Genomic DNA, 340 nt, shown 5'->3' on the forward strand with positions numbered 1-340 from the left:
GGGAAAAGAACGAGCCAATTCCAATCAAGAAAACTGTTAAAAGGAAGGCCAAGAGCTGTGCCCATTCCATGACTTTGCTTCTGAACAATTGTTGTAAGATCCAATGAGCCACTTACTAAAATGACGGTTACAAGCACAAAGCCAATGGAAACCTCATAAGAAACCATCTGAGCCGCAGAACGAAGAGCTCCTAAGAAAGGATATTTTGAATTTGACGCCCATCCTCCCATAATTACGCCGTAAACCTCAAGAGATCAAATAGCTAAGATATAGAGCAAACCAACATTAATATTTGCAACTGCCCAACCTTCATTGACAGGGATAACAGCCCACGTTGATA

General features: G+C 41.5%; 1 pseudogene. It reads right to left on the reverse strand.

Features of this window, described 5'->3' with window-relative positions:
• A pseudogene (locus ACFIO5_RS10240) lies at positions 1-340 on the reverse strand (NADH-quinone oxidoreductase subunit H); the annotation flags it as partial.

This window comes from Bartonella sp. AA86SXKL (assembly GCF_042196885.1).